This window comes from Porphyromonas somerae (genome assembly GCF_022845615.1).
GTDB classification, from domain to species: Bacteria; Bacteroidota; Bacteroidia; order Bacteroidales; family Porphyromonadaceae; genus Porphyromonas_A; species Porphyromonas_A somerae.
The window spans coordinates 1,001,795-1,019,824 of sequence record NZ_AP025559.1; the positions used below are offsets into that span (position 1 = coordinate 1,001,795).

Annotated in this window: 27 protein-coding genes; 10 read left to right on the forward strand and 17 right to left on the reverse strand. The window is 41.5% G+C overall.

Annotated features, from left to right (window positions below; genetic code table 11):
* Positions 1-12 precede the first annotated feature (12 nt).
* The 16 genes from MWL85_RS04215 to MWL85_RS04290 all read right to left on the reverse strand — a co-directional run bounded on the left by MWL85_RS04215 (position 13) and on the right by MWL85_RS04290 (position 6,647).
* Positions 13-297, reverse strand: a complete 285-nt coding sequence (locus tag MWL85_RS04215; RefSeq protein ID WP_244401547.1) for a hypothetical protein — start codon at positions 295-297, stop codon at positions 13-15.
* 45 nt (positions 298-342) lie between these two features.
* Positions 343-1,275 (reverse strand): DNA adenine methylase, encoded by a 933-nt coding sequence (locus MWL85_RS04220; RefSeq protein WP_244401548.1) that lies wholly within the window; start codon positions 1,273-1,275, stop codon positions 343-345.
* The gene (locus MWL85_RS04225; RefSeq protein WP_244401549.1) at positions 1,259-1,468 is read right to left on the reverse strand and encodes a hypothetical protein; all 210 of its coding nucleotides are present in this window, start codon (positions 1,466-1,468) and stop codon (positions 1,259-1,261) included. Before MWL85_RS04225 ends, MWL85_RS04220 begins: the two co-directional genes overlap by 17 nt.
* Entirely contained in the window at positions 1,465-1,794 is a 330-nt protein-coding gene (locus tag MWL85_RS04230; protein ID WP_244401550.1) for a DUF4406 domain-containing protein, read from the reverse strand. The genes MWL85_RS04225 and MWL85_RS04230 overlap by 4 nt, the downstream gene beginning before the upstream one ends.
* Positions 1,791-2,549 (reverse strand): LbetaH domain-containing protein, encoded by a 759-nt coding sequence (locus tag MWL85_RS04235; RefSeq protein WP_244401551.1) that lies wholly within the window; start codon positions 2,547-2,549, stop codon positions 1,791-1,793. The genes MWL85_RS04230 and MWL85_RS04235 overlap by 4 nt, the downstream gene beginning before the upstream one ends.
* A gap of 33 nt (positions 2,550-2,582) precedes the next feature.
* Positions 2,583-2,858 carry a hypothetical protein gene (locus MWL85_RS04240; RefSeq protein ID WP_244401552.1) on the reverse strand — a complete coding sequence of 92 codons (276 nt, stop codon included), beginning with the start codon at positions 2,856-2,858 and terminating at the stop codon, positions 2,583-2,585.
* A 27-nt stretch (positions 2,859-2,885) separates the two neighbouring features.
* Positions 2,886-3,170, reverse strand: a complete 285-nt coding sequence (locus MWL85_RS04245) for a hypothetical protein (RefSeq protein ID WP_244401553.1) — start codon at positions 3,168-3,170, stop codon at positions 2,886-2,888.
* Positions 3,167-3,382 (reverse strand): hypothetical protein, encoded by a 216-nt coding sequence (locus MWL85_RS04250; RefSeq protein WP_244401554.1) that lies wholly within the window; start codon positions 3,380-3,382, stop codon positions 3,167-3,169. Before MWL85_RS04250 ends, MWL85_RS04245 begins: the two co-directional genes overlap by 4 nt.
* Positions 3,369-4,121 carry an LbetaH domain-containing protein gene (locus MWL85_RS04255; RefSeq protein ID WP_244401555.1) on the reverse strand — a complete coding sequence of 251 codons (753 nt, stop codon included), beginning with the start codon at positions 4,119-4,121 and terminating at the stop codon, positions 3,369-3,371. The genes MWL85_RS04250 and MWL85_RS04255 overlap by 14 nt, the downstream gene beginning before the upstream one ends.
* A gap of 13 nt (positions 4,122-4,134) precedes the next feature.
* The gene (locus MWL85_RS04260; protein ID WP_244401556.1) at positions 4,135-4,437 is read right to left on the reverse strand and encodes a hypothetical protein; all 303 of its coding nucleotides are present in this window, start codon (positions 4,435-4,437) and stop codon (positions 4,135-4,137) included.
* Between the two features lie 16 nt (positions 4,438-4,453).
* Positions 4,454-4,774 (reverse strand): hypothetical protein, encoded by a 321-nt coding sequence (locus tag MWL85_RS04265; protein WP_244401557.1) that lies wholly within the window; start codon positions 4,772-4,774, stop codon positions 4,454-4,456.
* 18 nt (positions 4,775-4,792) lie between these two features.
* Positions 4,793-5,068 carry a hypothetical protein gene (locus tag MWL85_RS04270; RefSeq protein ID WP_244401558.1) on the reverse strand — a complete coding sequence of 92 codons (276 nt, stop codon included), beginning with the start codon at positions 5,066-5,068 and terminating at the stop codon, positions 4,793-4,795.
* A 118-nt stretch (positions 5,069-5,186) separates the two neighbouring features.
* Entirely contained in the window at positions 5,187-5,405 is a 219-nt protein-coding gene (locus MWL85_RS04275) for a hypothetical protein (RefSeq protein ID WP_244401559.1), read from the reverse strand.
* A gap of 10 nt (positions 5,406-5,415) precedes the next feature.
* A complete protein-coding gene (locus MWL85_RS04280) occupies positions 5,416-5,730 on the reverse strand; it encodes a hypothetical protein (RefSeq protein ID WP_244401560.1) in 315 nt (104 codons plus the stop codon).
* Entirely contained in the window at positions 5,723-6,013 is a 291-nt protein-coding gene (locus MWL85_RS04285) for a hypothetical protein (RefSeq protein WP_244401561.1), read from the reverse strand. The genes MWL85_RS04280 and MWL85_RS04285 overlap by 8 nt, the downstream gene beginning before the upstream one ends.
* A gap of 13 nt (positions 6,014-6,026) precedes the next feature.
* Entirely contained in the window at positions 6,027-6,647 is a 621-nt protein-coding gene (locus MWL85_RS04290; RefSeq protein ID WP_244401562.1) for a hypothetical protein, read from the reverse strand.
* A 165-nt stretch (positions 6,648-6,812) separates the two neighbouring features.
* On the opposite strand from MWL85_RS04290, the gene MWL85_RS04295 reads away from it, so the two are divergent.
* From MWL85_RS04295 to MWL85_RS04335, 9 genes are all read left to right on the forward strand, one after another.
* Positions 6,813-7,202, forward strand: coding sequence for a hypothetical protein (locus tag MWL85_RS04295; protein ID WP_244401563.1), 390 nt, complete (start codon positions 6,813-6,815; stop codon positions 7,200-7,202).
* A gap of 4 nt (positions 7,203-7,206) precedes the next feature.
* Positions 7,207-7,596 carry a hypothetical protein gene (locus MWL85_RS04300; RefSeq protein ID WP_244401564.1) on the forward strand — a complete coding sequence of 130 codons (390 nt, stop codon included), beginning with the start codon at positions 7,207-7,209 and terminating at the stop codon, positions 7,594-7,596.
* Positions 7,593-8,006: a hypothetical protein gene (locus tag MWL85_RS04305; RefSeq protein WP_244401565.1), complete on the forward strand. Its 414-nt coding sequence runs from the start codon at positions 7,593-7,595 to the stop codon at positions 8,004-8,006. Before MWL85_RS04300 ends, MWL85_RS04305 begins: the two co-directional genes overlap by 4 nt.
* Complete coding sequence (locus MWL85_RS04310) at positions 7,966-9,228, forward strand: site-specific integrase (protein ID WP_244401566.1); 1,263 nt, start codon at positions 7,966-7,968, stop codon at positions 9,226-9,228. Before MWL85_RS04305 ends, MWL85_RS04310 begins: the two co-directional genes overlap by 41 nt.
* A 1,314-nt stretch (positions 9,229-10,542) precedes the next feature.
* The gene (locus tag MWL85_RS04315; RefSeq protein WP_244401567.1) at positions 10,543-11,844 is read left to right on the forward strand and encodes an AAA family ATPase; all 1,302 of its coding nucleotides are present in this window, start codon (positions 10,543-10,545) and stop codon (positions 11,842-11,844) included.
* A gap of 40 nt (positions 11,845-11,884) precedes the next feature.
* Positions 11,885-12,652, forward strand: coding sequence for an RloB family protein (locus MWL85_RS04320; protein WP_244401568.1), 768 nt, complete (start codon positions 11,885-11,887; stop codon positions 12,650-12,652).
* Between the two features lie 989 nt (positions 12,653-13,641).
* Positions 13,642-14,112, forward strand: a complete 471-nt coding sequence (locus MWL85_RS04325; RefSeq protein WP_244401569.1) for a hypothetical protein — start codon at positions 13,642-13,644, stop codon at positions 14,110-14,112.
* On the forward strand, positions 14,105-14,308 hold the full coding sequence (locus MWL85_RS04330) for a helix-turn-helix domain-containing protein (protein WP_244401570.1): 204 nt from the start codon (positions 14,105-14,107) through the stop codon (positions 14,306-14,308). The genes MWL85_RS04325 and MWL85_RS04330 overlap by 8 nt, the downstream gene beginning before the upstream one ends.
* Before the next feature lie 80 nt (positions 14,309-14,388).
* The gene (locus tag MWL85_RS04335) at positions 14,389-16,479 is read left to right on the forward strand and encodes a hypothetical protein (protein WP_244401571.1); all 2,091 of its coding nucleotides are present in this window, start codon (positions 14,389-14,391) and stop codon (positions 16,477-16,479) included.
* Positions 16,480-16,487: 8 nt separating this feature from the next.
* Here the strand turns inward: MWL85_RS04335 and MWL85_RS04340 are convergent, their stop codons facing one another.
* Positions 16,488-17,132 (reverse strand): hypothetical protein, encoded by a 645-nt coding sequence (locus MWL85_RS04340; protein ID WP_244401572.1) that lies wholly within the window; start codon positions 17,130-17,132, stop codon positions 16,488-16,490.
* Positions 17,133-17,307: 175 nt separating this feature from the next.
* On the opposite strand from MWL85_RS04340, the gene MWL85_RS04345 reads away from it, so the two are divergent.
* The gene (locus MWL85_RS04345; protein ID WP_244401573.1) at positions 17,308-17,979 is read left to right on the forward strand and encodes a hypothetical protein; all 672 of its coding nucleotides are present in this window, start codon (positions 17,308-17,310) and stop codon (positions 17,977-17,979) included.
* Positions 17,980-18,030 lie beyond the last annotated feature (51 nt).

An 18,030-nucleotide genomic window follows, 5' to 3' on the forward strand; every position in this document is an offset into this window, starting at 1 on the left:
AGTCAATCTGTTTTATAATTCATCAAATGCAGCATTTACGTCACATAGGTAGACATTACCGTTTTTGCGTATGCTCTTGGTGAGCGTACCAGTGCGGATCATATCTAGCAACTTCCTCTCGGAGATCTGTAGCTCCTTGGAGATATTCTTTAGTCCCGAGACGATCTTACGCTCCTTTGGCACGTCCAATCGTGCGCCCAGCTCCACCTTCACAGCATCGCGGATCATTGTCGCAAGCTGGTCGGGGGTTGCTACCACCACCTCGGCAGGTTTTTGCGTGTTTGTGTTTACGTTCATTTTCTTTGCTTTTAGGGGTTTTTGCCGTCTTTGCGTTAATTGCTACTATCTTGAAAATAAGCCCCGCACAAACGCAAAAAGCCCGCCTTTTTTGGCGTCTGTAACCTTTGGTTTGTCTTTGATATTTAGTATCATAATATCATCAACCATAATCATATCTCTGTCAGTAGTGCCTTTTAAGCTCTTAGTACCGACTCCGTATGTGCGAGTGCGGATTTCAACCCCATCTAGCATCGTGCCATTGTGGACCGACTTCATCAAGTCAAGTATTTCCGACTTCTCACTGGTGAATAGTATGTACTTGTGGTGCCTGATATTATCCAGTAGTTGGATATTCCACGACAGCCCATAGCTATCTACACTTCCGTACGATGCGTTGTCTGTACTCAGATAAGGTGGGTCAATTAAGAATATAACGTTGGGCATATTTTTATACTTATCCAGTATCACAGTATAGTCGTCACGTACTACCTCAACGCCATCTAGGTAGCCATGCACTGTATATGGGTTGCGGACGACCCTGTTGTAATAACCGCTCCTCAGCACCTCCTCAAACGATGATACTGCTCGAGAGCTAAATACGATGCTTCTGCTAATTGTGTAGAAATCTACGTATCTATAATTTTCATACGCCTCCTTGAGTATATCTCTAATCTGCTCCTCCGCATCCTTTGGCAACCGATCCGTCCGAGGTAGGTGCTTGCACACCGCTCTAATCTTGGCGAGTATCTCGTTCGTCTCATCTATATGTGCGAGTCGGTTAGAGTAGTCGTCGTAGTCGTTGTATATTACCCTCAGGTTTTTATTCGTCTCTTTTGCGAAGTGGGCGAGCAGTCCCGACCCACCGAAAAGGTCAACAATAACTGTGTCGTCTGGTAGCTCGCTGATTACCTCCTTAAACTCGCTTTTCCACATACGCTTCTGCCCCTGAAAAGGTAGAGGAGCCATACCGTACACTTTCTTACGCTTCCTTGCCATAGTTCATCCTCTTAACAATGTTCCTGATTTGGTTAGAGGACATCTCCTCCTCCTTCGCTATCTCAATGAATATCCGATTGTCGGATACTGTCGCAGGCTGGCTACCTCGTAGCCGTGTGTACGAGTCTACAATACGCTCGTACTTCTTCTTCTGTAAAATCTCACGTTCAGTGAGCAATACTTCTGTACTCATTGTTTGTTTTTGTTTAGATATATTATTTCAATTCCTAGTTCCTTTGCGAGTCGGTGCTCTATCTTTGCACCTCGGCTGGTCTCCCAGCCTTCCAGCATAAACACATAATCAGCTCGGGTGAGCAGGCGAATATCCTCCTTCATGTGGTCTTCCCAGCTAGCAGAGAGTGGCAATCCATTACTCAGTGGGTTTAGCACCTCTCTCACACCGCGCTTCTTTAGCAAGTCCTCCACGATGATGAAGTCCATCACCACCTCTTTAATATTTCTGTTTGACACCGCACCAGCGATATATACCACCTTGCCCTCAAGAAATTTCACTCTCATGCTCTCTTTGATTTCTTTTTTGCGTATTCCACCATTTTCTCATACTGCGTCTTTGAAAAGTAATCGCATCCACCGCACTTTATTATCATCGTATCGGCATCGTATATCTTTCCATTGCAGTACCACTTGTTATTGCTCATCGTGTATGTTATATAGCGTGGCTCTAACCAGCTCCAATAGTCGGTAAATACGAGATAGCCATCAGGTGACCCGAGCATCGCGTTCCCAGCTATAACCGCATTATCCTTTACGACGGCAAGCCCATCAACAATTGCGCGCCCAGTTACAAAAGCCATATCAAACACACTCGCACAACCGCTGACTCTAGCATTACCACCAACTTGTGCAAGACCTGATATTGTCGCACCTTCGTAGACTTGTGCTTTCTCACCTACTATAGCGGAGTCAAATAGTTTTGCACGGTCACCGACCATTGCATAGCCTCGGACTTTGGCGTTCTCAAATACTCTGGCATTTCCGTACACGTGTGCATGTTCAAACACAAGAGCGGAGCCATACACCTGTGCCTCGTAAGACACAACTGCGTCACCACAAACATACGCCTCGCCATACACCTTTGCGTCACCCTCTATCCAGCAGTCTCCATCGTGGGAGAGGTTTCTTTTGCTCTCTATGTATCCGCCAAGCTCTCCAGCATATACAGTGCTAAAGTCCCGCAACGCACGGATCCTATATAATCTGCGACCGTCCACAGTGATGTAGTCATTCTTTAGTATTTCGTACTTCTTTTCCATAGTCTTATTTTTTTTAGTCTACTACCTCTAACATCACTCCTCTCTCATACGCTTCACGTGTCTGTAACACGTTGCGAACAAATCGTAAGTACTGCAATCGGTCCTGAGTGCTAAGTTCTCCACCAGTACGCCATTTGCGTTATATCTCCTAAGCCTAAGCTCGGGGTTCTGACTTCCATTGAAGAAGCGGATCCTTATCTTGATCCTCTCCACTCCCTCATCTGTGTGCCTTGTACCGTCTGCTTGCATCTGCACTTCTACCCCCGAGATAATCACATCCCAATCGCTAAAAACAAAATTAGCTTCCATGTCTTTTGCTTGTTTTAAGTTGTTAAATCATTTTTTTTGAAACTCCTCCCACTGCTCATCTACATACTTCTCGCAGTCCACATTGGATAGATAATCAACGGCTTCTTTAAGACTTTCGAACCTCTTAGGGGCTATGACATCTCGACCTTCCCAATCAGTCACGTTTACGCAAAAGCGGTCGCCAACTTCTAGCCCTATGAATAGTTTGAACTTCACCCAAAATGGTGGAAATTCTTTCCAATCCATATACACCTCATACTCCGCCGTAACATCCCCCTTTTCTGCCCACCAGTTATACCACTTAGTCTTCATCTCTCACCTCCTTTCTCAATCAGCTCCACCTCGTCCAGCTCCTTATACACAAACTCGCCCCCATTTTCGTCTAGGTATAGTTCTGCTTTCGTTGGCTCATCTAACAAATCCCAAAGAATACCCGTCACTATAAATTCAAAGCCCGTCTTCTTCTCCCGCACCTTGTCGCCTATCCGTAGGTCGGTCACCTTTAGTTGCTCACTCTCTTCCATCTCTCAAAATCTCCTCTACATAGTTTACAACCCGCTCGTATTCACGACCGCTGATGTCGCTGTCTTTGTATGCTTTTTCAATAAGCTCCTCGCCCGTGCCATAGAAGCATCCTACGGCCCACATGTTATTTAGCCTAGTCCACGTGAAGTAACGCCCGCTACTCCACCAATTCTTAAATACTATGTAGTCTGAATCGTCGTCTATGATTGCATTTCCACATATAAGTGCTTTTCCGTGAATAGAGCATATACCATCCACCTGAGCATTTTCAATAACAGCCGAATTGTCCCTTACTCGTGCCATACCACCGACAATAGCTATATCACGAACTTTGGCATTACCTACTATCTTAGCGTACCCCCTTATTGTAGCAGAGTCACTCACGATCGCATTGTCACCAATATGAGCGTCATCACAAACTAAAGCGCCACCTGTTACTCTTGCGTCGTCTGTCACAAAAGCGTTATCACGTATGGTTGCACTTGCCATTATGAGTGCATTGCCCGAAACGGCTGCATCGCCTAATACACGGGCGTTATCGAATACACGGGCATCACAATAAACCCAGCAGATTCCACTGTGCGAGAGGTTGTCCTCTTTTTCAATGTAACCACCGACGTCTCCTTTACTTACGTCACCAAACTCTCGCAGTGCTTTAATTCTGTAGAGCTTGTGCCATGCTCCTCTATACTCAAAAGAGACACAGTCGTCCATTAGCATTTCATATTTCTTCTCCATAGTCGCTTTGTTTTTATTGTTTGTTTGTATATGTGTGTATCTTTCGGAAAGCACGCAGTGGCGGTATTCCAGCGTCAAGACGAGCCATAAGCTCCTCAAACTCCATCACATCAAGGTCTGAGTTTTCTGACGCCCATCCTATTGTATTGCCACTCCACCCAATGTCAACGTAAGAGTAGCCACGCTCAGCGAAATCTTGTTTCGCTCGTTTGTCGCTAGAGGCAAGAGAGCTCATAGTTAGCCCTCTGTTACGCATCTCACGCAGTACAACTTCAAACTGCTCCTCTGTTACTTTTACTTTACAATACATGCTCATAGTCTTTTTGTCTTTTCTATTTTTCAATTGTTTGATAATAAGGCATCTTGTAGGTTGCTACCTTACGAAAGGCTCTCCGAGGTGGTAAGTTCATATCAAGCCGTCGCATAAATAACTGAAAATCGATCGTCTCCATCGGATCATCTTTATCCACCCAACCAAATGCTTTCCCGTCATTATAGAGTGCGATGTGAGTGACTGTGTCGTTTATGAAGTCCTCTCGCATTTTGTCCTCTGTGTATTCAGTATCTATGTACCTCATCCCCCTAGTTACGAGCTCCACTCGTATCACCTCAAGTTCCTCGAGTGTGCATTCAACTTTGCAGTATAAACTCATAGTCTTTTCTTTTATATCTTAGTTTTCAAAAGCACGCATTGGAGACATACCTTCAGCCATCCGATTCATATACTCCTCAAACGGTAAGACTGTCATCTGCGTGTCGTTCGTCGCCCAGCGGATCTGATACCCGCAACCGTCAGGACGGATATAAGTATAGCCGACCTCGTCAAACGCCCGCATGGCACGTAGTATCTCGTAGGCATACGCTCGCATCTCAATACCCTTGCTATTTAGCAATGGGAGCACCTTGTTGTACTGCTCCTCCGTCACTCTTACTTTGTTGTAACTCATAGTCTTTTCTTATTCAAAAATATGATGGAGCTCCTGCGGTAACGACCCGCTGTGCTTGTAAGTTAGCTCGCAACCGCACCCTCACCGCTGTGACTGGCTGGAGCTCCATCATTGTTAGTTATTCATTGTCGTCGTATCTCATTCGGTATGCAACGTATACTGCTCCAATACCGATCAGCAGTAAGGTAGATGCAACTATCTTATTACTGCAGTCGTTCTCCAACACGTCTAGTACAGTATCTCCGCTGGGGGTTACTAAAAAGGCAATCCCCATCGCAACTAGTACTAGCACCAGCCCACTGTATGCGATTACCGTTGTAAGTTTAGTCTTGTCCATAGTTTTTGTATTATTGAAATTCACTGATCCAGTCTGCCACATCACTTGGTAGCAACGACTCCTCCTCTATCCACGCATCAAGCTCCTCCTCAGAGAGGTTTTTGCAATAAGCAACTGCGTCCCAGCAGCTATAAAAAACCGCTATCTGTATTGGAAGTATGCAGTCCTCCTTGATTATCTCAATAAGCACTGGGAATGCGTATTTGCCCCTTTTGTCCACGAGTATGGACATCCTTAGTTTATGCTCTTTGTATTGTAGTAGGCAAAACTGCCACACGTTGTTGTCGTTAGTATCTAGCCACTCAAGCTTTAGTCGTTTATCCATAGTATTCCTCCATCATTTCTTTAATCATTCTAGCTATATCAGCCTGCGTTATCCAACCTATCACATTTAACGCCACAGCCATGTTTGGGACTGTCGCCTCAATCAGCTCCAACTCGCAGGGTTTGCCACTATGTAAAAACATAGCCGCCTCTCGTGGGTTGTTGCTATTTTTGCGAGTCTCGTATATCCCTATATATAGTTCATACTCGCCAAACTTTACATGCCCGTTAAGTAAGTAGGTCTCACCAATGTGCCATACAACTGGCAGTTTCTTGTCGTCCATAATCTTTTTGGTCTTATCTGTTGCAGTATTCTTTCTCTTTTTCTATCATCTCAATAACCTCGGACTCCTTTAGCTCTTGTAGCCAATTAAGAGCATCAGCGAGGCTATTGTGTACGTCCTCGTAGATCTCGTAGTAGGCTGGCTCCACGCAGTGTAGAAAAAGCACCACCTTGCGTTTCTCAGCATCACTCATCCATACTTCATCCACCCCGTAAGTTAGGAGCCCAACTAGTACCTTATAGCCCTCCACGAGCAACGACCCATCTAGGTCGTTACCGCCACCATTGTCCCATTGTACCTTTACATTCTTGTCGTCCATAGTCTTTTCTTCTTTGCAGTTTTCTATTGCCTTATTTGTTAGTCTTACAATCTCATCCTCCGTCATCTCTTGTAGCCAATTAAGAGCAGTAGCTAGACTGTCAAACGCACCCTCATACACCTCCTCGTATGTTGGGTCTGCACAGTGGATGAATACCAGCACACTCCTGTCCTCCATGTCGTTAAAACCTAGGTAGCTCGGCTCATCAAGTAGGTTTAGACCTACATTGAAAAAGTACTTATCAAATTTGATGATGCCCTGTAGCTCGTTGCCTCCTCCATTGTCCCATTGTACCTTTACTGTCTTGTCGTTCATTTTCTTAGTCGCTTTTTGGTTGTAAATACATTTATTTGTACATTGCAAAACTTATATACATATATATGTACATTCGCTTTATTAACTACATTGCAAAGGTAGAGAATTTTCCTTGCACCCGCAAGCAAATATCTACATTTAACCAATTTTAATATATATGCCAATATGAATACAGACGGGATAAAAGATAGACTAAAGCAAGTAATTGATTTTCAAGGTATTAGCATCCGTCAATTTGAGAAGTCTATTGGGGCATCAAATGCGTACTTTAGCTCAATAAAGGATGACATAAGCACAAAATACATTCGGAATATAATGCGAGTATATCCGAATATATCAATAGAGTGGATCATAGCTGGAGAAGGTAGTATGCTAAGAAGCGGATCGGCAAGTAACACGCAAATCAGTCAAGTTGCAAATGGCGACAGCAACAGGCAATTGCAACATATTAGCAACGCTGACGCAGATGATGTGCTTCGTTTAACCAAGAGGATACAAGAGCTACAACAACAAAATGCCAAGCTCATAGACATAATATCAAGCTTATCTAAGTAATGGTATGAATACTAGTACAATCAAGCAAAGACTCAGGCAACTGGCTAAATATCAAGAAGTTAGCATCTACCAATTTGAGAAATCAATTGGGGCATCAAATGGCTATATTAGCTCCATTAAAGATGAAATCAGTACAAAATATGTTCGTAATATACTCAGAGCATATCCGAATATATCACTTGAGTGGCTTGTCACTGGTGAGGGCAGTATGCTTAAAAGTGGAGCAGTCAATAGCACGCAAATCACGCAGACAGCGAATGGCAATAATAACAGCCAAACGCAACATGTTAACAGCACTCTCGCAGGTGAAGTGCAAGAGCTAACACGGCAAATACAAGAGCTCCAGCAACAGAATGCTAAGCTCATCGACATAATATCACAGCTAACAAAATGAATGATACTAGGAAAATAAAGTCACGATTTAAGGCGGTAGCAAAGGCAAAGGGAGTGCATATTAATAGATTAGAGGTCGCACTTGGCAGGAACATCAACTTCCTATCAAACGCCACACGAGTTTATACGGACGATCTAATAAAGCTCAATGAGCTGTACCCTGACGTATCGCTTGAATGGGTACTCACTGGGGAGGGAAATCTGATTAAAGGAGAGCCAACACCACAGCCTATAAAGAAGGTGCCTGCGGATCGGCAACCGATACACGACCCGAAGCTCGTGCGACAGCTGACGGACGCCACCGAGGAGTTAATAACGTTAAGGAAAAAGAATGACAGACTGCTCTCAATCATTACCAGCTTTATAAAGAATGAGACACTTAAAATATACGTACACAATCAACTTGGATAAAGTAGACGATACTACCGCACGACTGCGGTTCATCATCTACTACAATAATAGGCGGATCGCCTTTTCACTGGGATATAGAGTGGAGGTGGACAAGTGGGACGTTGAAATGCAAAAGGCGATGCCACGCTCAACACACACTGATAAGAAGACGCCAGCATATGAAATCAATAACCTCATCCAGCGCTACAAAGACGAAACGGATCGGATATTTGCAAACTACCAAGCACTAGACAAAGAGCCATCGGTAGAGCAAATACGAAAAGACCTGCTGCACGCAGTCGGGCGAGGAAGCTCCTCGTCAGGCGTTACAACACTGATCCAACTTGTAGACGCATACATAGCAGAAAAGTCGGTGCTCAATCAATGGACTATGGGTACATTAAAACGCCACCGAGTGCTTCGTAATAAGCTACTCGCCTACTCACCACGAGCCGAGGTTACCGACCTAGACACAAAATGGTCGCAGGGTTACTTTCGCAAACTCATTTACACAGATAAGCTCTCCAACAATACCGCTGTAGACCAATACAAACGGCTCACCCACGTATTGAAATGGGGCGTGGATAAGGGCTACGCTCTACCAAAAGACTGCCTATCATTCAAGCCAAATATTACAGAGACGAAAAAGGAAATCATCTTTTTAGAGTGGGACGAGCTGATGCGTCTTTACTACTTTGATTTTCCACTGGAGTACCAGCGTAATGTGCGAGACTGCTTCTGCTTCCAATGCTTTACGTCACTGCGGTATAGTGACTTAAAAGGATTAAAGCGTGAGTTCATAACTGATACTCATATAGTGGTCACCACACAGAAAACCACCGACCTCCTCCACATAGACTTAAACGACTACTCACGTGAGATACTAGCTCGCCACAAAGACGATGGCGGAGCGTATGCACTGCCTGTCTACTCTAATCAAGTATATAACCGTTACCTCAAAGAAATCTGTGCCTTGGCAGGTATTGATAAGAAAATAACCGTCACAGATATAAAAGCTGGTGAGCGTGTCACGAGCATATACCCGAAGTATGCACTCATCACTTCGCACGCTGGACGCAGGACTTTTATCTGTAACGCTCTCCGCCTCGGTATCGCCCCAGCAATCGTGATGCAGTGGACTGGTCACTCGGATTACAACTCAATGCGACCATACATTGGTATTATGGAGTCCGCCAAAAGTGATGCAATGAAGTTAATGTCAAAAGACAACCTCGAGGAGTGACCCCTAGCTGATTGGGGTTCACAGCCAGTCCGAATATCCGCACCACTTCTTTGTATCTTATTGATTTTCAAGGTAGAGAATAACCCCAAGCAGATCACAGTTTGTTTTCAGTCCTCCTTCAGAAGGAGACATTATTAAAGCTCTTTAATCTACCTCTTTCATCGGTAAATTAAAGAGCTTTTTGTTTTTGGCAGTCTCTGCATCTTTTCCAAGACTCTCTACAAAGACCACATATATCTCTCCTCCAAAATAGGCTTCATTTCACAATAGAAAAAGGGTGCTAAAGTGCTGAAATCCACACTTTAACACCCTTTGAGCCTCTTGCCGGACTCGAACGTATCTTTGTATCTTATTTATTTCCAATCACTTACTGAAATTCAAAAAAGGTCTGTGACCATTTTGTGACCAATAAGCGATATATCTAAGAACTCAATGACTGTGTTTCATCATCACGCCTCAAAGGTAGTAAAAAAAATTAATACCACCAAACATCGCTATAAATCAATTGATTAGACAAAATAACTACTGGGGCACTACCTGCAACAACACGCTATATATACATATGCGTGTTTGTTGCAGGTGACGCACCTTAGAAAAACCTTGAAAAGAAAAATAAGGAACCACACAAATATAAGGGCGGATGGCAACTGCAAGCAGTGCCACTCCGTCCAAAATAAAGCTGATTGCTCTCGCCAAAAGGCTATGCAAACGACTATTTTCTTTTCAAGGGAAAAGAAGATGCACTAGAGGTCGGCCACATACGAGAGTGTGTGGCTGACAAGGTGAATGAACAAGGCGAATGGCAAGGCAATCGCTTTGCGATACCACACCATTCTTTTCATTGATATAGGCTAAGAGCTTGTAGCCCCTACAGGGGTCTATGCTCACAGCTTTTTTATTTCAAGGAAAAGCAAATACAATAGAAGTCGGCCACATATAAATGTGTGGCTGACTTAATGAGACAAAGACGAATGGTAAGACTCGCTACTCGTTGTCGTATCTTTCGCTCGCGAACTTCGAGTGACCCTTCCACTCTCGTTTTCGCTATGCTTCAAGTACGATCCCTCCTAACGCTTCGCCACACCATTCTAGACATAGGCTGAGTACTTGCCCCAAGGGGCTACGCACACAGCCGTTTGCTCATTAAGGCCCCAAAGATGTGCAAGCGAGCTGTAACAGTTCATTAGTTTGATAAAAATAGCTATCTTTGTTGCAAACAAATATTATTTAGAGTAAAATAGAGACATTAAATATATGCTACTGAGAGTTCGGATTGGAAATTTCACCTCCTACAGAAAGGTGCAAGAGTTTACTATGTTCCCAAATAAGGATATAGCGAACTTAGCAGACCATATATTTGACAGCAATACCATCCCTATTCTAAAGATGGGAGTCCTTTATGGGAATAATGCATCAGGAAAGTCTAACTTTGTAAAAGCTCTAAGATTTATAAGGAGTTTTGCTATCTCACTTGAAGACTTTAAAAGTAGTGATGTATGGAATCAACTACATAGGCTTGCTCCTAGCAAGGAAGTGAAGAGTAGTTCACTTAGTATTTTAGTCGAGTTTAAGGTCAGCTCTCATTATTATACTTATGAGATAGAATTGGATATGGATGGTGTTAGATTGGAGCAACTGTCCAAAACATCGCTATCTGACTTTAGTCGAGAACCAATTTTTACTCGTAGATATTCTAAAGTTGAACTGTCGAATAGTTTGTCATCGAAGTCTTTATCTCAGTGGTCAGCTACAAAGGATGTTGTCAAACGCGGTTTGACGGGGGAAAGTAATAAATATCGCTCATTGCTTGGTCTTCTTAATGAGTTTCCTATATTAGATGAAAAAGATGTTTTAGAAGCTTTTCAATGGTTTAGAGAACAACTAGTAGTCGTCTCCAAAGGTAGGGTTTATAATGAAATAAACGCTCTTTTGCATATTAGTCCTTCTTTGATGAATTTTTCCTCAAGGTTTATAAAAGGCGTTGACATGGGAATTGATGCTCTCCGTCTTGATGTGTCGAATCTCGACACTTGGCTCAGAAAGCACTCTGATATTGCAAGTAATATATCTTTAAGGGAGCTAAATAACCCGAGAGAGGTTCATTCTCTCGTTTATGACAACGAACGCCCCGTGTTCAACAGAGTAAAAGAAGATGGAGTTGAGAAAATCTTAGAGTTGGTTTTTTCTCATATTGGAGAAGATGGAAAAGTCTATGATTTAGGAGTTCAAGATGAATCTGATGGAACTATAAGGACTTTGCATTTAATCCCTACTATTCATTACGCACTTGCAAATTCAGGTATTGTTATCATCGATGAGATTGACACAAGCCTTCATTCCAATCTGCTTCTTGATATTGTCGCATTCTTCTCGCATTCCAAGTCAGAGGGTCAACTTTTATTTACATCTCACGATACCAGTCTTCTAGACTCTATCGGTGTATTAAGAGCAGATGAGGTATGGTTCGTAGAAAAGAAGCACGGAGCTAGTTATTTATATTCTTTAGACTCATATATAAGTGATATGAATGGAAGGGTATCACAACAATATAGAGAAGGAAGATTTGGTGCCAATTATAGCGGTAATCTTGGAGAACTTAATAATGAAACCAGATAAACTATCGTACACACGTACAATTAGTAGGAAGGCAAAGAGGGTGGCAACATCTAGGTTTCTTGAACTCACAAGCTTTACTACGTCAAACCGACCTATATTTGAATTAAACGACCTTCCAAAAAACTATTCACGAGAAGTAAAAACAAAGAGAGGTACACGGCTCTATATCATTATTTCAGGAGCTGAAAAGAAAGAGTATAAGTACTTCTCCAACCTTGGACAGATAGTGCCTGTGGGTATGGCAGTACCACTTGTTTTTGCTTGTCCTATTGGTTTTAAGTCTGGTGCTAATACAATGTCTCATTATGGTTCAGCTCCAAATGATATTGTCTCTTATTGGGAGGAGCGATTTGACGAAGAAACTTCTGTGTTGTGTATTGATGACAGAGTTTATGAGTTATCAAATGAAGATAGAGTCTTCTTTGTCTCGGATGTAGATGAATATCACAAGCAACTCAGCCTATATCTTAGCAAATCCAACGACAGAAGTTATAAATGGATTATCAGCAATCCTTGCTTTGAAACTTGGCTCTACTACAGTTATGTTGGAAATCCTGCAAAAGAACATATTGAGGCACTTCAAAATGAAAGCATAAGCCAACGATCTAAGCTTCTTAAAAAGATAGGTAATGATGTGCACAAAGGTGGTTTAGACCCTAGAATTGCTCCAAAGTATATTCACAAAGCCATTGAGCATTGTGACGAGTATGGGTACAAAGTAGATGAAAACAATGTGCCTCTGCTTTTTTGTACAGATATGCTCTTTTTTGCCAAAGATTTTGTGGAATACATTTCTAAATTTAAATGAAAAGCAATTGCCTTTCGGTACCACAATATTCTTGACATAGGCTGAGTACTTGCCCCAAGGGGCTACGCACACAGCCGTTTTTTCTTTTCAACTAGGAACAAAAATAAAGTGGTATTTCGTCTTGCGACTTGTAATGGACTTTATGTTTTCGCTTCTCTCGAATATGCAGTCCATACAAGCCTCTAAGACTACTACAATAGGTCGGCCACATACAAGTGTGTGGCTCACCTATTGATTGACCAAAACGAATGAAAAGGCTATACTATCGTATACGCCACTTCATTCTAAGTAAAGCTGAAAGCTACGCAAAACAACACTTACAGCATTTGAGGATTAATTGAATGACGAACTCACAGGCAATTACATTACAGCGGAAAAGAAAATTAATCAATCATACAACAGAGACGAATGGCAAGGCAATCGCTTTGCGATACCACACCATTCTTTTATTTAGGCTAAGAGCCTGTAGCCCCTAAAGTGGACTACGCTCACAGCCCCTCCTTTTTTCTTTTGTAGGGATATCGTGACTATATGTTTTTAGGCATTTGAAATGTGAAGTAGTGTTTACCGCAGGTGCAGATACTTCTACTTATGGATAAATACCCGCCACTTGTGGCGGGGCTGTTGGTGTTTACCGTGATAAAATTGCAATAAGCGTGCCAGTAAACCGTATGGGAGAGATAGAATGATTGAGGGGTAGCAGTCACCTGCCACCCCTCTTTGTGAATTGGTTTGCAACTCACAACAATCAAAACAGTTGCTGTCTCCAGCAACCTGACGCAAATATAACCAAGAATTTTTAAGCACCTTTTATTTTAACATTGTTTATGTTTTCAAAACTCAAAAAAGCCCTCTTTTTCGTACGATATATTTTACTAGTTCGGAATTTTTGCGTATATTTGTAATAGATAAAAGGAGGAGGGAGCAACAAACACAACAATCAAAAAAAAGCGAAGGGTGCAATGCTTAAAAACCGCACAACACTAGAGATGACACAATTTATTGTACGTATTTGCAGAAGAGGCGAGGTCGTAGCTTATGATGATGAGTACCTAGTTGATGGGAGTATTGACCTAAAGGCTATGATTGACGCAGGAGAGTTCGGAGATAACTTCCGCTACTACAGAATAGGTGATGAAAAGTTCTTGCCTGACACATTGGGCTATACAGATAAGTTCAAAGCACTAGCAGATGATGAGTTTATAACCTCCGACGGTATAGTTTACAGAGAGGGGGAGCCAATCACTAGCTTTGGCGAGGATATGACAACCTACGAGGTGATAGAGATAAATAGTGCGAAGAGCTTGGTAGATGAGCTTAACAGCCACTATGTAAAGGAGAAGGTGGGTGACAATATCGTTATGTGGCTAGGCTACAAAGGTGATATACTTTTTGGTCGTCACAAGGGGAGCGCGTATATGGAGTGGTATCTCTACGATGAGGAGGTAGGCGATGACTGATATTATTAAATCTATCAAGGATGAGATGAGAGAGCAGGCGGTTACAGCTTACCGCCTTGCTCAACTCTCAGGAGTTAGCAGAGTGACCATAAAGGGAGTGCTAGACGGCAAAAATAGCCCGACTCTCGACACTCTTCAAAAGATTTTGAAGCCACTAGGACTACAGTTAATCACCATAAAAGTAAATGAAAAATAACCCGTAATTATTTGGCTATCTTGTTGATTATCTGTATATTTGAGTATATGATAGAGGTATAATTTTAAGGTGCTTTTGTTATGAGAACTGTTAAATATTTCGCTTCAATGGTGATGCTACTTGCTCTTATAAGTGGCTGTAAAAAGGATAGAGATAATACTCCTGACCCGACACCTACCCCTGACCCCAATCCTACAATAACCGAAGTTAGTGTATCACTAACGAATGGTGGTATTATTCGTGACGGAAAATTAGTTTCTGAGTGGACGTTTGGGGATAAGGTTAGCATGTGGGGGTATACGTCAGAGACCAACATTCCAATTAAGCTGATTGCTTCATTCAAGAATAACAGGCAGTGGAGCTTGAATAATAACACTCCTAAAGATTGGAATAAAACGGGAAAACTATTCATCGGCTATTTGCCCGCTGGCTTATACAACGCAGAGACGAAGGTTTTTACACCTAAGATGAAAACAAAAAAAGTGATTGCCTCATTTGAGGTATCACCCTATTATGAAGATGTGCTGCTTACTTCTATGGAGCGACCAACAGAGAGGGTATATACGACTCTTAATAGTCCGTTCAAACAACTACAAGTAATCCTACAAAACAGCAAGTATTCAAAGCAGATTAATAATATAAGTCTTGAGATAGAAGGCGTGTTGATGAAGGCGGAATACAAAGATAATATGTGGAATGGCTCACCAGTTACTATGTCGGTGTCCTACAGAGACAAAGATAGAGAGTGGCAGGGTGAAGAAGCTGATGAAATATACTTGGCAGTTCCTACAGCTCAAGAAAAGGTAAAAGCAATCTTGACGTACAAAGATAATAACGGAAAAGACTATTCTATAGAGCGAGAGGTTTCGATCGAAGGCAATGGTGTAACTACATTGCAGTTTATTTTCCCTGAGGAAGCCATAAATAACCCGCCATTGGAGTTTAACCCTCCCATTGATGTTGCCTATTGGAAAAACGCTAATCAAGATGCTTATAATCTCGTAATGTCTAATTACAAAGGTGAGCTAGATGAGGAGACTATGCGACTATTGGATTTTGTGGTCAGTAGACCTCTTGTTGATGAATCTATGCACTCAAAACAACTCTACAAAGATGATATGAACCTTATTAGGTGGATTACATTAATGAAGGAACACCTTAAGTCAGACAAGGCAGATTGGGGGTTTGCGTATGGGCTAGAAGATATCAATAGTGGAAAAATAGTTGAGATTTATCCTCCAAACTATCAAGATAAAATAGGCGGTTTTGCTGGAGGGATGTTCTATGTTACAGAAGCATCGGCTAGCTTTTACTACTATGTTACAGCACCAGCTGGAAAATATAGATTGGTTTTGTTTATGTCTTTTCCTGAAAACATACTAGGTGAGAAAGATACTTGGTATAGAATTCCGATAATGGACTCATTAACTCTTGAAGCATTAAATGGCAAAAAACCATACGACAAAAGAGTCAACGAACCTATTCCTTTGGCAAAAAGCATCTATAAAGATATAGATATCATTGAGGTTGTAGATAGGAAGGCTACAACAAATGTTGCCCCACGGTGGTATTTGGGCTATCTTTATGCCAATAAAAATGACTGCAAAAACCACAAACCACTAAATGATGGTAAAAATTGGAGGTGGAACTACTACAAAACAGGTCAAGTTTTGGGAATTACAACTGTCAACAACTCCAATCAGACACTCAGAGGGACAATAGTAGCTAAAGCGGAATATTTACCAATGTTTAATCCAATTGGCTATTGGAGATTAGAGCAGACAGCAAAGTATCATAATACGTACGGCAAGGGGGGTAGTTTTTACTATACTTCCTGGTCAAAAGAGGTCGGACGAGCTGATGTCCTACTTCACTCAAATAAAGAAGAAAAAGTCACAATTGAGATAACACTGTATGATGAGAAATGGAAAGAAATTGCTGGAAGGGGGTATGCTAATATTGGTCCTTATAACTACATACACTTCTATTGGATTGATGAGACAGGCAAGGAGACTATGATGATGAGAATAGATTATCCTATGATCAACAAATTGCAACAACAAGGCTGGGCATACTATAAAGGATATTTTATAGGAGCCGAGTCATCACAGACTAGTGCAGAAAGTCCAGAAAATAATGGGGCAATCTTTGCCAATGGTTTTAAGATGTAGACCTACTATTACTTTTCTTTATAACGGATATATGTTATGCTGTCTTTATCAATTAGTGGCACACCCCACAATCCTAACTGTTTAATACCAAATTCGTATTTCGTCTTTCTTCTTCCAGAAAATAGTTCGTAATATAATTTTGTTGCGGGGATACAAAACGCAGAAATTGGTTCATCGCCACCCTCCTTCCAATCAAATCCAAAAACATAAAATAGATGCTCAAGAGGATTATTACTTTTCTCTGAAAAATGCCGTTTTAGAGCATATTCGTAGTTTTTGATTTGTCTTTCTTCTAGTTCAAAACTACCAGATGAACGCCATTTACACTCAATAAATATTTCATCACCCTTTTTCCAGCCTTCTTCGCCATATAAGTCATCGGTCGCTTCTAACATTAGGTCTGGTGCTAAAGAGGATATTGGCATTGCAATTGTCTTGTCATTATCTGAATAAGGAACTGACTTATCGCTACGCCATTCCCTAAGTATCCAATCGCCACCCAATTTAACGGTACACTTCTCTCCATAGTACAAAGCGATTCGTATGCTAGTGTTCTTCACCACCCACTTTTCAAATCGGTATCCCTTCATTGAGTTTTGCTCCTCTGTAAGAATATCACGAATATCACCGACTAATTCTCCAAAACTTCTCATATGGATCTTATGCTTATGAATTTTCAAACTTCTGACAAGATACAAATTTTATTTAATCTAATAATGAGCTTGCGATAATAAGGTTTATGTTAAGGTCAAGTACAAGCATTTGAAGTCAGAGGATATAGTTAGAACAAAAGTAAACCTTAGCCCTATTTTTATTCCAAGAGCGAATATGAATAAAGACCTTATTGGTTGCACTTGGGATCGTTATCCCGGAGATAAAAATATTGACTATAATAAAATAGAGTTGCCATTACTATCCACTACGACTATTCGTGAATACGACTATGTTTCTCCGACTCAGAGTTTTATTGGTAAGCAAGAGAATACTTATTCAGAGTTCGTCATTGATTGTGCAATGGACAAACCTAGCATACTAGATGGTGTACCTTCTGAGCTAAGGAAGTTTAAGGTGAAAATGAAAATATCAGGAGTGGTAACTCCTATTGCTAGGTTTGTCTACAAATACGAAGATGGCAGTGTAAGGGATAGATTTGTTTGTTACCGAAAATTTCTCTCTAAAAGGCACAAGTTTGATAACCTTGCTATTGATCTAACTATGCCCGCAGAACATCATGGAACCTATATTTCTTCTTGGACAAAGTATGATGGTAGAACTTTAATACTATCACTTATTACGCCTTCGCTCTATGATTCAGAGGTAAACAAAGAAGAGTTAAAAATAAGAGAGTCTTATGCTCCTAGATATGGAATTAAAGGTTCCCCAATGGACTACAAGTGTTGGTATCTTGCCAATAAGGGAGATTGGAAAATAACAGAAGCAGCGATTGAACCTATCATTTACGGTGACAAAGTTTATATGTTTGATTGTACTACCTATTAGAAATTACTTATCCAATTTTTGAAAGATAATATCTATAAGCGTTAATGTAAA

Excerpts from the sequence above, each read along its gene's own strand:
- MWL85_RS04215 (WP_244401547.1), bottom strand. The coding sequence starts at position 297 with ATGAACGTAAACACAAACACGCAAAAACCTGCCGAGGTGGTGGTAGCA.
- MWL85_RS04220 (WP_244401548.1), bottom strand. The coding sequence starts at position 1,275 with ATGGCAAGGAAGCGTAAGAAAGTGTACGGTATGGCTCCTCTACCTTTT.
- MWL85_RS04225 (WP_244401549.1), bottom strand. The coding sequence starts at position 1,468 with ATGAGTACAGAAGTATTGCTCACTGAACGTGAGATTTTACAGAAGAAG.
- MWL85_RS04230 (WP_244401550.1), bottom strand. The coding sequence starts at position 1,794 with ATGAGAGTGAAATTTCTTGAGGGCAAGGTGGTATATATCGCTGGTGCG.
- MWL85_RS04235 (WP_244401551.1), bottom strand. The coding sequence starts at position 2,549 with ATGGAAAAGAAGTACGAAATACTAAAGAATGACTACATCACTGTGGAC.
- MWL85_RS04240 (WP_244401552.1), bottom strand. The coding sequence starts at position 2,858 with ATGGAAGCTAATTTTGTTTTTAGCGATTGGGATGTGATTATCTCGGGG.
- MWL85_RS04245 (WP_244401553.1), bottom strand. The coding sequence starts at position 3,170 with ATGAAGACTAAGTGGTATAACTGGTGGGCAGAAAAGGGGGATGTTACG.
- MWL85_RS04250 (WP_244401554.1), bottom strand. The coding sequence starts at position 3,382 with ATGGAAGAGAGTGAGCAACTAAAGGTGACCGACCTACGGATAGGCGAC.
- MWL85_RS04255 (WP_244401555.1), bottom strand. The coding sequence starts at position 4,121 with ATGGAGAAGAAATATGAAATGCTAATGGACGACTGTGTCTCTTTTGAG.
- MWL85_RS04260 (WP_244401556.1), bottom strand. The coding sequence starts at position 4,437 with ATGAGCATGTATTGTAAAGTAAAAGTAACAGAGGAGCAGTTTGAAGTT.
- MWL85_RS04265 (WP_244401557.1), bottom strand. The coding sequence starts at position 4,774 with ATGAGTTTATACTGCAAAGTTGAATGCACACTCGAGGAACTTGAGGTG.
- MWL85_RS04270 (WP_244401558.1), bottom strand. The coding sequence starts at position 5,068 with ATGAGTTACAACAAAGTAAGAGTGACGGAGGAGCAGTACAACAAGGTG.
- MWL85_RS04275 (WP_244401559.1), bottom strand. The coding sequence starts at position 5,405 with ATGGACAAGACTAAACTTACAACGGTAATCGCATACAGTGGGCTGGTG.
- MWL85_RS04280 (WP_244401560.1), bottom strand. The coding sequence starts at position 5,730 with ATGGATAAACGACTAAAGCTTGAGTGGCTAGATACTAACGACAACAAC.
- MWL85_RS04285 (WP_244401561.1), bottom strand. The coding sequence starts at position 6,013 with ATGGACGACAAGAAACTGCCAGTTGTATGGCACATTGGTGAGACCTAC.
- MWL85_RS04290 (WP_244401562.1), bottom strand. The coding sequence starts at position 6,647 with ATGAACGACAAGACAGTAAAGGTACAATGGGACAATGGAGGAGGCAAC.
- MWL85_RS04295 (WP_244401563.1), top strand. The coding sequence starts at position 6,813 with ATGAATACAGACGGGATAAAAGATAGACTAAAGCAAGTAATTGATTTT.
- MWL85_RS04300 (WP_244401564.1), top strand. The coding sequence starts at position 7,207 with ATGAATACTAGTACAATCAAGCAAAGACTCAGGCAACTGGCTAAATAT.
- MWL85_RS04305 (WP_244401565.1), top strand. The coding sequence starts at position 7,593 with ATGAATGATACTAGGAAAATAAAGTCACGATTTAAGGCGGTAGCAAAG.
- MWL85_RS04310 (WP_244401566.1), top strand. The coding sequence starts at position 7,966 with ATGAGACACTTAAAATATACGTACACAATCAACTTGGATAAAGTAGAC.
- MWL85_RS04315 (WP_244401567.1), top strand. The coding sequence starts at position 10,543 with ATGTTCCCAAATAAGGATATAGCGAACTTAGCAGACCATATATTTGAC.
- MWL85_RS04325 (WP_244401569.1), top strand. The coding sequence starts at position 13,642 with ATGACACAATTTATTGTACGTATTTGCAGAAGAGGCGAGGTCGTAGCT.
- MWL85_RS04330 (WP_244401570.1), top strand. The coding sequence starts at position 14,105 with ATGACTGATATTATTAAATCTATCAAGGATGAGATGAGAGAGCAGGCG.
- MWL85_RS04335 (WP_244401571.1), top strand. The coding sequence starts at position 14,389 with ATGAGAACTGTTAAATATTTCGCTTCAATGGTGATGCTACTTGCTCTT.
- MWL85_RS04340 (WP_244401572.1), bottom strand. The coding sequence starts at position 17,132 with ATGAGAAGTTTTGGAGAATTAGTCGGTGATATTCGTGATATTCTTACA.
- MWL85_RS04345 (WP_244401573.1), top strand. The coding sequence starts at position 17,308 with ATGAATAAAGACCTTATTGGTTGCACTTGGGATCGTTATCCCGGAGAT.